The following is a 12,104-nucleotide window of genomic DNA, read 5'->3' on the forward strand; positions in this document are numbered from 1 at the left end:
AGATGTCATTTTTAGCCTATTTTTACAGGTGGAACGTAAAAATCCTGTTTTATAGGCAAGGCACTAAAGTTATCCTTATAAATCAAATAGTTAAGACGAGGTTCAGGCCAATTTCGAACTCCGAAACTTGAGTTACAAGACTGTCACTGGAAACAGTGATCGGATTATCTGCACAGGCACATGTACCGGCATTCGGAGATATAAATCATGACTCGCTATCTCAATATAAGAAGTAGATTTCTGCGGAGCTGGAAGTTGGCGACATCCCTGGTACTTTATTCCACCTTGCTGGCTTTCTCGCCCTTCTCCTTTTCACAAAACCTGTTGACCAATCCCGGGTTCGAAAACGGTACCAGCGGCTGGACCCTGGCTGGGGATACGTCGGCCCAGTTTACTGAGTCCGGCGGGCGCAGTGGCAGCCGCTTGGCCCACTGGTCTTCGAGTTCTTCTTACACGGCCGAGACCAAACAGACGGTAACCGGGCTGGCGGCGGGGACCTACCGCCTGTCGGCCCATACCGTCGGCGGCGAAACCGCCGGGGCCTGGCTCCGGGCCTACTGCGACGGCCAAAACTTCTCAACTCCCATCCCCTCCAGCCCTTGGGGCAGCTGGGCTAAGGTTACCGTTGACAATATCCAGGTGACCGGCAACAGCTGCGAGGTGGGAATAACGACCGAAGACAGCGAGTGGACCAGCATCGACGATGTGGCCCTCGAATTGGTGTCTTCCAGCGGCGGCAGCGAAATCGTGATCCAGGAAAATGCCGCGGGATTTTGCGGTGTGGATGGCTCAATAGATAATAATCATGCCGGTTTTACCGGCAGCGGATTTGCCAATACCAATAATTCACTCGGTGCGAGCGTGGATTACAGTGTGGATTCAGATTACGCGACCAGCGCGACGTTGGATTTTCGATTTGCATCTGCCAGTAGTCGTCCGGCCAACATCGAGATAAATGGTTCCGTAGCAGGCACCGTCAATTTTAATTCAACCGGCTCATGGGCAAGCTGGGCCAATGAAAGCATTGCGGTCGCGCTGCGGGCGGGTGAGAACACCATACGCCTGGTGTCGCAAACCGCGGACGGCCTTCCCAACGTCGACTCGCTGACGGTTGTCGGTAATGGTTTAAATCCGGGAGCGTGCAATCCTGTCCCGGATTCGTGTACCGGTATGGATGGAGATGGCGATTCGCTGTTATCCTGCAGCGGCGAGCCGGCTGTATGTCTCCTGGGCGGCGGTGTTGGCAGCTACCGTGTGACCATGAGGTTTGATGCCAGATACAGTGGTGGCCTCGAAGTCTTCGCCGAATCCCGGCGACGGATGTTTACCTCGCCCCAACAAAACACTTCCGCCGACCGTTGCGCGGATTTTCTGGTGGATGTCCGCGATCCGGAAGGCGAGCCCTACCAGTCGGATCATGGTACTTCGGGGTTGAACCTGCGTATTACCAAGGGCAGCGTCGCCCTGACCGCATTGAGCGCCGATCCGGTGACCGGCCCGAAAACCTTGTTTATTGCCGGGGATTCGACCGTCGCCGATCAGCTACCTCAGCGGTATGCGCCGGCCGAATCCCGCTATACCGGATGGGGCCAGTTTATCCCGACCTATTTTGGAAATGACATCTCCGTTTCCAACTACGCGGATTCCGGTGAAGGCACCGCGGCATTCAGGACTGACGGGGGCGGCTTGTGGAACAAGATTAACGCCCGGTTGAAATCCGGTGATTGGGTGATGATCCAACTGGGTCATAACGATAAAACCACCCCAGCATCCCTCTATCGGTCGAGGATTACGAATATGGTGAATGCCATTCGCAGTAAAGGCGCAAATCCGATACTGATCACCCCGATGATACGCAACGCTGGCGACCCATTATCCGCGCAGCATATCTGGGGTGACCTGAATATCCGCAACGAACTTATTGGCGTGGCAAATGTGCAAAACGTCCCCTTGATCGACCTGATGAAGCTCTCCAGTGAATGGGCGGAACGTATCGGCCGCTCGGCGGCACAGGCCTATTTTGTCGATAATGACAGGACCCACTCCAATGAAGTGGGAGCGGATCTGTTTGCGCAGATGATCATTAGTGAAATTCGCCAACAAAATATTGACATTAGTGACTACTTGCGTAATCCATAACGTAAAATTTTCCGAGGCGAGCCGTTGCCTGAATGGCACACAACTGAGAGAAACCGATGAGCCAAAAACTGTTCAAAAACGTCGCTGTCGTACTTACCATGCTTCTGGCCGCCTGCGGAGAGCCGGCGCAGGAGTCCGGAAAAAAACCAAAAGCGGAAACTGGGGCGGTACAACTGTCCGTCAGCCAACCGCAAAAACTGAACCGCAGCAGCTGGCAGTTTATGCGTTCGGACAGCCGGCTCAGCCTTGAGGATGCCCTGCAGTCCGGTAACTGGCAATCGGTCACCCTGCCCCACACGCCGCGTATCGAACCCCGGGTCGTCGACGACCAATGGCAGGGCGACGCCTGGTACCGGCTCGACATTCCATTCCGCAGCGAATGGAGTGGCAAGAAAGTTTATATCGATTTTGAAGGCGCAATGAACTTGGCCGAAGTCTGGCTGAACGGCAAAAAGATCGGCAGCCACGCGGGCGGCTATCTGCCCTTCACCGTGGAACTCACAGACCAGTTGCGGGCCGGCGGCAACCGGCTGCTGGTGCGCCTGAACAACCGCGACAACCAGGTTACCGGCCCCAAGCCGCTGGCCACCCTGGACTTCAATATGTACGGCGGCCTCTATCGCAACGTCTGGCTGCGCGCGGAAAACCCGGTGCATATCACCGACGCGGTCCACGCCGGCGAAGTGGCCTCCGGCGGTATCTTTGTCCGCTACCCGCAGGTTTCCAAAGACGCGGCACGGGTCGAGGTGCAGACCCATATCCGCAACGGCGCCCACGCGGAATCCCTGCGCGTGGTGCACCAACTGCTGGACGGAGGCAAGGTTATCACCCGGTCCGAACAAGAGGTCAGCGGCGCCGGCCGGCAAAGTGTGACCGACCGGCAGTCCTTTTCGGTAGCACAGCCGAAACTCTGGTCCCCCTCCTCCCCGGAACTGTACACCCTGCACACCCGGGTATTTGCCGGCGACCTGCTGGTGGACAAGGAAGACACCCGCATCGGCATCCGCGAATTCCGCCTGCAAAACGGCGAGCTGTTTATCAACGGCGAAAAGACCTTCCTGCGCGGGGTGAACCGCCACCAGGAATACCCCTACGTGGGCTACGCCCTGTCCGATGCCACCCAGTACCGGGACGCCGCACTGATCAAGGCCGCCGGCTTCGATTATGTGCGCCTCTCCCACTATCCCCACTCCAAGGCGTTTATGCGGGCCGCCGACGAACTCGGGCTGGTACTGCTGGACGCGATTCTCGGCTGGCAGTACTTCAATGACACACCGGAATTCAGGGACCACGCGGTGCAGACCTGCCGCGACCTGATCCGCCGCGACCGCAACCACCCCTCGGTGCTGGCCTGGGAGTGCTCACTGAACGAGTCCCAAATGCCGGAGCCCTTTATCGACCGATTGCATGCCGCCGTGCACGAAGAATTCCCCGGAGGCAACGTTTACTCCGCCGGCTGGAAACCCTACGGATACGATATCTATTTACAGGCGCGCCAGCACCGCCTCGACCACTACGAGGAGCCGACCAAGCCCTATATCGTGTCCGAGTACGGCGACTGGGAGTACTATGCGATGAACGCCGGACTCAACCAGGACAACTGGGGCGATCTGCTGCAGGCGGACAGATCCAGCCGCCAGTTACTCGGCGACGGCGAAAAGCGCCTGCAACAGCAGGCCCTGAACCTGATGGAGGCCCACAACGACAACTTCACCACGCCGGCCTTCGCCGACGGCTACTGGGTGATGTTCGACTACAACCGCGGCTACGCCGACGATCTGGAGGCCTCGGGGCTGATGAGCATCGAGCGGCTGCCCAAGTTCAGCTACTACTTCTACCAGAGCCAGCGCGACGCCGGCGACTTCGCCGGCCCGCTGGCGGGCGGCTACATGGTGCATATCGCCAGCCACTGGCAGCCGGGTTCGAGCAACAGCTTCTATGTGTTCAGCAATGCCGAGGAGGTGGAAATCCTGTTGAACGGCGAGCCGGTCGCGCGCAGCGCGCCGAATTCCCGATTCACCAACCTGAAGCACCCGCCCTTCCATTTTCAGTTGGACGAGTTCGTGCCCGGCATCCTGGAAGCGGTCGCTTACGCCGGCGGAAAAGAAGTTGCCAGACATCGGCTCGTCACGCCCGGCGAAGAAGCAGCGGAGCTGCAACTGGAAGTGAACACCGCCGGTGTGGCACCGGTGCCGGGCGCCAATGACCTGCTGTTCGCCTATGCGCGACTGCTCGACAAGGACGGCAACCGTACCCATATCAACGGTACAGCGGTACACTTCGAAGTGTCCGGCGATGCCGAACTGGTATCCCCGGCCACCGTCGACAGCGAAGACGGCGTGGCCGGCGCCCTGATCCGCCTGGGCACCAACCTGGAAAGCGTCAATGTGAGCGCGAAATCCGCACAGCTGGCCCCAGCCGAGACTGCTCTCAGCCTGAATTGAACAGGCCTCAAGCCTACGGCAACATATATTCACATGATGGGTTTGGCGGCGGCCCCTTTCCCCGGCACTTCTCAGGCGAGCTGTGCCAGGAAGATCGGGCCTCGCTCGCGGACCCCAGCCGTGCAGCGCCCCGCCAGTCGCGCCGGCTACACCGGCAACTTCGACCGACAGGGCTTCGTTCTTCTCTATCTCTACCTGCTGCAGCTACAGGAAAAGCCGCAGCCCTCACAGCGTGGCGCCGCCGACTGGCAACTGATTTTTGTCAATCCGGAGGCAACCCAGCGCTACTTGATTGGCGAGCACTGAGCGTCGATCGATCACTGGCAGAGCACCTTGTGCAGTGCCACCCAAATTGATGGTAGTCAAGCAGTCTCGGCGATTCTGTCCTCAATCACCTGCAGCGCCTCGCCGATCCTGTCTCACCCCAGTGAAATCCGGATGAGCTGCCGCTCCCGGCTCGACGCAATTCGCATATTGCATATAGTCTTATTTATAATATATATTTGCAACAAACTCGCCCATGGGAGCGGTACCAAAATCCCCCGGGCAAAAAGCAAATCATACCTTGCCATTTGCAAAAGGCATATTTATCATACAAAAGTAATAAGCGATAACCGCGCGGAGTAATGCGACCCTTCGCCACAATCGAGTCAGTTTTCATGAGCGACAACAACAAACCCAAGCGCCGCAGCCAACTGAGCTACGGGAAACTGGACAAGGACGGGTTTATCCACCGCTCCTGGATGAAGGCGCAGGGTTACCCGGACCACTGCTTCGACGGCCGTCCCATCATCGGCCTCTGCAACACCTGGTCGGAAATCACTCCCTGCAACTCCGGCCTGCGCGAGCTGGCGGAATACGTCAAGCGCGGCATCTGGGAGGCGGGCGGGGTACCGCTGGAGTTTCCGGTGACCAGCCTCGGCGAGACCCAGATGCGCCCCACCGCCATGCTGTTCCGCAACCTGCTGGCGATGGACGTGGAGGAATCCATCCGCGGCAATCCCATCGACGGCGTGGTGCTGCTGGGCGGCTGCGACAAGACCACCCCGGGGCAGCTGATGGGCGCGGCCAGCGTCAACCTGCCGACCATCGTGATCTCCTCCGGCGCCATGCTCAATGGCAAGTTCCGCGGGCGCGATATCGGCTCCGGCACCGACGTGTGGAAGTTCTCCGAGGCGGTGCGCGCCGGGGAAATGCCCGTGGAGGACTTTATCGCCGCGGAGAGCGGCATGTCCCGCTCCCGAGGCGTGTGCATGACCATGGGCACCGCCTCCACCGTCTCCAACCTGGTGGAGGCCATGGGCCTGTGCCTGCCATACAACGGTTCGCTGCCGGCGGTGGATGCGCGGCGCCAGGCGCTGGCGCATATGAGCGGGCGCGAGATAGTGCGCCTGGTGGAAGAGGATATCCGCATCCGGGATATCGCTACCAAGGAATCCCTGATCAACGCCATCAAGGTCAATGCCGCCGTGGGCGGCTCCACCAACTCGGTGATGCACCTGCTGGCCATCGCCGGACGCCTGGAGGTCGAGCTGGAACTGGAGGACTTCGACCGCTACAGCCGCGACCTGCCGCTGATCGTCGACCTGATGCCCTCCGGCCGCTTCCTGATGGAAGACTACCACTACGCCGGCGGCCTGCCCGCGGTGATGAAGAAGATCGCCCCCCACCTGGAACTGGGCGCCGCCACCGTCAGTGGCGTAACCCTGGGCGAGCAGATCGAATCCGCCGAGTGCTACAACGACGAGGTGATCCGCGACCTCAACAACCCGGTGCGGGACAACTCCGGCATCTGGGTGCTGCGCGGCAACCTCTGCCCCCAGGGCGCCATCATCAAGCCCAACGCCGCCTCCCCGGAACTGCTCAAGCACACCGGTCGCGCAGTGGTGTTCGAATCCATCGAGGACTACCACGCGCGCAAGGACCTGCCGGAGCTGGATATCGACGAAAGCTGCATCATGGTGCTCAAGGGCTGCGGCCCCAAAGGCTATCCGGGCATGCCGGAAGTGGGCAATATGGCCCTGCCGAAGAAGCTGCTGGAGAAAGGGGTGAAGGACATGCTGCGCATCTCCGACGCGCGCATGAGCGGTACCGCCTTCGGCTCGGTGATCCTGCACGTGGCGCCGGAATCCCACGCTGGCGGACCGCTGGCAGTGGTGCGCGACGGCGACCTGATCGAATTCGACGGCGAGGCGCGCAGCCTGAACCTGAAAATCTCCGACGAAGAACTACGGGCGCGACTGGCCGAGTGGCTGAACAACAAACCGGAATCGCCCTACCAACGTGGTTACGCCAAGCTGTATGTGGACACCGTATTGCAGGCGGATAAGGGGGCCGACCTGGACTTTCTGGTCGGCGGTTCAGGTGACGAAGTCTCCCGCGAGTCTCATTAAGGCCAGTCTCAATAAGGAAAGCCCCACTGATGAACAACCCAACGGGAAATTTTTCAAACGATACCAGCGAACTGGTGGCGGTGGACTGGGGCACCAGTAGCTTCCGCCTGTCCCTTCTCGACGGCGACGGACGGCTGCTGGAGCAGCGGGTTTCCGGCCGCGGCGTGGGGCAGATGCGCCGGGAAGAACTTCTGCCCTTTTTGCTTGGGGAAATTGCCAAATTGCCCGGCTGCGCACGGACACTGCCCGTCATTATCTGCGGAATGGCCGGGTCCAACATCGGCTTGCAGAACGTGCCCTACCAGCCCTGCCCGGTGGACCCGCAGCAACTGGCCGCCTCCCTGGCCCCGTTGGAAGAAGCGGACCTCAATGCCTGTATAGTTCCCGGCCTGAGCACACGCACCGCCAGCGGCGAACTGGAAGTGATGCGCGGCGAGGAAACACAGATTGTCGGCTGGCTGGCGCAGGCCTCGGAAGAGGAGCGCCGCTCGAGCTGGCTGTGTCTGCCGGGCACCCATGCAAAGTGGGTGAACATTGAAAAGGGCGAGGTGCGGCAATTCCACACCGCAATCACCGGGGAACTCTACGCACTGCTCAGCAACCACAGCGTGCTGGTGCAGGGCGACCAGAAGTTCTCCCGCGAGGCATTCGATTCGGGAGTCGCCGCCAGTGACGAAAACCCCGACCTCGCTTTCAATCTCTTCTCCGCGCGAACCCGCGTGCTGGACCAGCGGCTGCCACCTTCCGAAGGCGCGGCCTATTTGTCAGGCCTGCTGATCGGCAGCGAGATCCGCGCGCTCAACCTGGCGTCCGCTGTCCCCGGCGCGGATTCGGCGGTCCACCTGATCGGCGACCTGCACATCACTGAACTCTACCAGCGGGCCCTGGCCCACCGGGGTATCGGCAGCCGCCAGTACGAGGGCGCGGACCTGGCGCTGAACGGTCTGCGGCAACTCTATCGACAGAGCAGAAAACATGACTGAACAATCGATCATCGCGAAGCGGGCACCGCACCTGCCGATGGTGGCCATCCTGCGCGGCATCACCACCGCGGAAATTCTTCCTGTCGCCGAGGCGGTTTACCAGGCGGGCTTCCGCTATATCGAAGTTCCGCTCAACTCACCGGACCCGCTGGATACCATCGCCAAACTGGTGGAACACTTCGGCGACCGCGCCTGCTGTGGCGCGGGTACTGTGACCACTGAGCGGCAGGCGGAGGAAGTGGCCGCGACAGGTGCGCGCCTGGTTGTTTCGCCGAACTGCAATCCGCGGGTGATCCGCCGCAGTCTCGAGCGGGGAATGACCGTTATGCCCGGCATCCAGACCCCCACCGAAGCCTTCGCGGCCATAGAGGCGGGTGCGGGATATTTGAAACTCTTTCCCGCCGCCCATCTGGGGCCGGAATACGTAAAACATCTCAAGGCGGTGCTGCCGCCGGAAATCCGCCTGCTCGCGGTCGGCGGGGTGCATCTGGACAATATGGCGGACTTCCTCCGCGCGGGTATCCACGGCTTCGGTATCGGTGGGGATCTGTATAAGCCGGGGCGAGCAGTGGAGGAGGTGGCGGAATTGGCGGAACGCTATATCCGAAAATTTTTAGAATTCAAATAGAACCGTAGGATGGGCAAAAGACCGCGAAGCGGTCGTGCCCATCACCCCTTTGCCCATCCTACAACTGACCCGGAACATTAAAATTTAATTTGTAACTGCTCACCCCTGTAGGAGCGGCCGGGCGGCCGTCCGACATGCCCGCGAACGGAACCCGATCGCGGGCATGGCCCGCTCCTACAGGGAGACTCGCTTAAGCCAATGCAGGTTCCCTGTGAGTAGTTACTTTAATTTAGTAATTTAAATTTAATAATAAAGAGGTAAATCATGGCGATGACGAGTCTGGACCTGGCGGTATTCGCCGGCTACTGTATTCTGCTTCTGGGCTTCGCTTGGTGGATATCCCGGGAGAAGGCGGGCCACCAGCGCAACACTTCCGACTATTTTCTGGCGAGCAATGCGCTGCCCTGGTGGGCCGTGGGCACTTCACTGATCGCCTCGAACATTTCCGCCGAGCAGATCATCGGCATGACCGGTTCGGGTTACGCCATCGGCCTCGCCATCGCCTCCTACGAGTGGATGGCGGCCATCACGCTGATCATTATCGGCAAGTATTTCCTGCCCACCTTCCTGGAAAAGAAAATCTACACCATGCCCCAGTTCCTGGAGCAGCGCTTCGATCACCGGGTGCAACTGGTAATGGCTTTCTTCTGGCTCGCCGTCTACACCTTCGTCAATCTCACCGCGGTGCTCTACTTGGGCGCGCTGGCGATCAAGACGATTACCGGTGTGGAGATGTTCTACGGCATGCTGTTCCTGGCCATTTTTTCCGTGGCCTACTCCCTTTACGGCGGCCTCAAGGCGGTGGCGTTTACCGATATCATCCAGGTGACGCTGCTGGTGTTCGGCGGCCTGATGGTCAGCTACCTGGCCCTGGATACCATTGCCGATGGCCAGGGGGTGTTCACCGGTTTCGGTATATTGCTGGAACGGGTACCGCAGAGTTTCGACATGATTCTCTCCCCGGAGCACGAAGATTATGTCAGCCTGCCGGGAATCTCCGTACTGATCGGCGGCCTTTGGGTGATGAACCTGTCCTACTGGGGCTTTAATCAGTACATCACGCAGCGGACGCTGGCCGCGAAAAGCCTGCGCGAGGCGCAAAAGGGCATAGCCCTGGCCGCCTTCCTCAAACTGTTGATGCCGATACTGGTGGTACTGCCGGGCATCGCCGCGCTGGTACTGGTGCCCAACCTGGAGAAGCCCGACCAGGCCTATCCGGAGATGATGAAACTGGTTCCCGCCGGACTGCTGGGGCTGACCTTCGCCGCGCTGGTCGCCGCCATCGCCTCGTCCCTGAGTTCCATGGCCAACAGCGTGTCCACCATTTTCACCATGGATATCTACCGCCAGCTGGCCGGGGCCCAACGCGGTGAAAAACACCTGGTGCTGGTCGGCCGCATCGCCGCACTGACCGCGATGGTCGTGGCGATGGTGATCGCCGAGCCGCTGCTCGGCAAGCTGGAACAGGCTTTCCAGTATATCCAGGAATTCACCGGCTTCTTTACCCCGGGCGTAGTGGCCATTTTCCTGCTCGGATTCTTCTATAAAAGGGCCAACGCTACGTCGGCGCTGGTTGCGGGTATCGGTTCCGTAGTGCTGTCGGCACTGGCTCGTATCTTCTGGCCGGAACTGCCGTTTATGGACCGGGTGGGGCTGGTATTCGTCGCCTGCCTGCTGCTCGGCATGCTGGTGGCGGGAAAAGAGAAAAATCCCAAAGCCATCGAAACAAGCTCGGTGGACTACTCAACCAGCAGCGGCTTCAACCTTTCCGCACTGTCCATCAGTCTTATCCTCGTCGCCCTCTACTACACCTGGTGGTAAGGGCCACAGGGAAACCCCCATCGCTGTAAGCGCATCTTTCAGCCCCTGCCAGCAGGGGCTTTTTTTTGCCCAGGGTAAACGCGGGGCCGCCCTTAGAGCCTGTTCATAATCTCCTGATAAAGTTGGCAGACCGGGTGGGATGGCCCTTTGCGGGACCGTATGAGGCAGGGATGCCGATTACGAGCGTACAGGGATGTATTTAGGGGGGGCGCCCAGCCCGTGTCCCGCAAAGGGCCATCCCACCCGGTCCCGCTGAGAAGTGCAAGATTATGAACAGGCTCTTACAGACCTCCCTGCTGAAGCAGAAACAGCCACCGCTCCACTCCTTTCAAAATCATATCCACCGCAAAGGAACCGGTGAACAGCGCGGTGATGCGTCCGGCGATTTCCACGTAGCGCTCCACGTAGCGCTCGTGGCGGGTCTGCACCCAGTCGTGGAGAAATTTCAGCAGGATCATGGAAATGGCGGCCACCACTATGGCCAGCGTTATGGCGAGGGAGGCGGCGGGGGCGCCGACGCGGCTGCCAGCAATCACCGAGGCGCTGATAGTGCCCGGACCGACGATAAACGGCATGGCGATGGCCCCGGCCACTTCGCGGGACTGCGTATTCATGACGTCCACCGGCGGCCCCATACCCAGGATCAGGCGGATGCCGATAATCAGGAAAGTGATTCCGCCAAAGATCATAAAGGCCAGGAAACGCACCTGGAACAGATTGTCGAAAATCCGCTCCCCGAACCAGGCGAACAGCAGGAAAACCAACAGGCTGATCAGGAAAGCGCGCACGATCAGTTGGGAGAAAAGCTTGAGCTCCACCCGCTTGACCAGGTCCAGCAGGTAGATGCTCATAATGAATGGGTTCAGCAGTACCAGGAGCAACAAGAAGGAGTTGGCAAACTGATCCCAATCCAGATCCATTATTTTCCTTCAGCCTGTTTGAGCAGCGGCCGGATCAGGTCCAGCGGCAGCGGGAATACGATGGTGGAGTTCTTTTCCCCGGCCACGTCGATCAGTGTCTGCATATAGCGCAGGGTGATGGCGTTGGGGTTTTTGGACAGCTCTTCCGCGGCTTCGGTAAGCTTCATCGCCGCCTGGGCCTCGCCCTCCGCGTGGATCACCTTGGCGCGGCGGGAGCGCTCCGCCTCCGCCTGGCGGGCGATGGCGCGGATCATACTCTCGTCCAGGTCGATATGCTTGATTTCCACATTGGTGACCTTTACGCCCCAGGCGTCGGTCTGTTCGTCGAGGATCTTCTGGATATCGATATTGAGCTTGTCCCGCTCCGACAGCATCTCGTCCAGCTCGTGCTTGCCCAGCACCGAGCGCAGGGTGGTCTGCGACAACTGGCTGACCGCTTCATGGAAGTTTTCCACGTTGATAATCGCCGACTGCGGATCCACCACCCGGTAGTAGACCACCGCGTTGACTTTCACCGAGACGTTGTCGCGGCTGATCACATCCTGGGTGGGCACATCCATCACCACCACGCGCAGGTCCACCCGCTCCATGGTCTGGATCACCGGGATGATGATGATCAGCCCCGGTCCCTTCACCGCCTGGAAGCGGCCGAGAAAAAACACCACCGCGCGCTCGTACTCGCGCATGATGCGGATGGCGTACATCACCAGCAGTACGACTGCCGCGATCAACAATCCGATAAAGTAACTGAACATCGTTATTCTCCCTGTCTGCTA

Annotated in this window: 9 protein-coding genes; 7 read left to right on the forward strand and 2 right to left on the reverse strand. The window is 59.8% G+C overall.

The annotated features are described in order from the left end of the window. Positions 1-255 precede the first annotated feature (255 nt). From ACRC0P_RS14355 to ACRC0P_RS14385, 7 genes are all read left to right on the forward strand, one after another. Positions 256-2,139, forward strand: coding sequence for a carbohydrate-binding protein (locus ACRC0P_RS14355; protein ID WP_438631988.1), 1,884 nt, complete (start codon positions 256-258; stop codon positions 2,137-2,139). Positions 2,140-2,195: 56 nt separating this feature from the next. Continuing rightward, on the forward strand, positions 2,196-4,583 hold the full coding sequence (locus ACRC0P_RS14360; protein ID WP_438631989.1) for a glycoside hydrolase family 2 TIM barrel-domain containing protein: 2,388 nt from the start codon (positions 2,196-2,198) through the stop codon (positions 4,581-4,583). Between the two features lie 120 nt (positions 4,584-4,703). Continuing rightward, complete coding sequence (locus tag ACRC0P_RS14365) at positions 4,704-4,889, forward strand: hypothetical protein (protein WP_438631990.1); 186 nt, start codon at positions 4,704-4,706, stop codon at positions 4,887-4,889. A gap of 353 nt (positions 4,890-5,242) precedes the next feature. Further along, positions 5,243-6,976 carry an IlvD/Edd family dehydratase gene (locus ACRC0P_RS14370; protein ID WP_438631991.1) on the forward strand — a complete coding sequence of 578 codons (1,734 nt, stop codon included), beginning with the start codon at positions 5,243-5,245 and terminating at the stop codon, positions 6,974-6,976. A 29-nt stretch (positions 6,977-7,005) separates the two neighbouring features. Next, positions 7,006-7,959, forward strand: coding sequence for a 2-dehydro-3-deoxygalactonokinase (locus tag ACRC0P_RS14375; RefSeq protein ID WP_438631992.1), 954 nt, complete (start codon positions 7,006-7,008; stop codon positions 7,957-7,959). Continuing rightward, on the forward strand, positions 7,952-8,587 hold the full coding sequence (locus ACRC0P_RS14380; RefSeq protein ID WP_438631993.1) for a 2-dehydro-3-deoxy-6-phosphogalactonate aldolase: 636 nt from the start codon (positions 7,952-7,954) through the stop codon (positions 8,585-8,587). The genes ACRC0P_RS14375 and ACRC0P_RS14380 overlap by 8 nt, the downstream gene beginning before the upstream one ends. A 264-nt stretch (positions 8,588-8,851) precedes the next feature. After that, positions 8,852-10,408 carry a sodium/sugar symporter gene (locus ACRC0P_RS14385; protein ID WP_438631994.1) on the forward strand — a complete coding sequence of 519 codons (1,557 nt, stop codon included), beginning with the start codon at positions 8,852-8,854 and terminating at the stop codon, positions 10,406-10,408. A gap of 281 nt (positions 10,409-10,689) precedes the next feature. On the opposite strand, the gene ACRC0P_RS14390 is transcribed toward ACRC0P_RS14385, so the two are convergent. Further along, on the reverse strand, positions 10,690-11,328 hold the full coding sequence (locus ACRC0P_RS14390; RefSeq protein WP_438631995.1) for a MarC family protein: 639 nt from the start codon (positions 11,326-11,328) through the stop codon (positions 10,690-10,692). Continuing rightward, positions 11,328-12,083, reverse strand: coding sequence for a slipin family protein (locus ACRC0P_RS14395; RefSeq protein WP_438631996.1), 756 nt, complete (start codon positions 12,081-12,083; stop codon positions 11,328-11,330). Before ACRC0P_RS14395 ends, ACRC0P_RS14390 begins: the two co-directional genes overlap by 1 nt. Positions 12,084-12,104: the final 21 nt, after the last annotated feature.

The sequence above is a fragment of the Microbulbifer sp. genome, assembly GCF_051659245.1.
In the GTDB taxonomy this organism is placed as follows: Bacteria; Pseudomonadota; Gammaproteobacteria; order Pseudomonadales; family Cellvibrionaceae; genus Microbulbifer.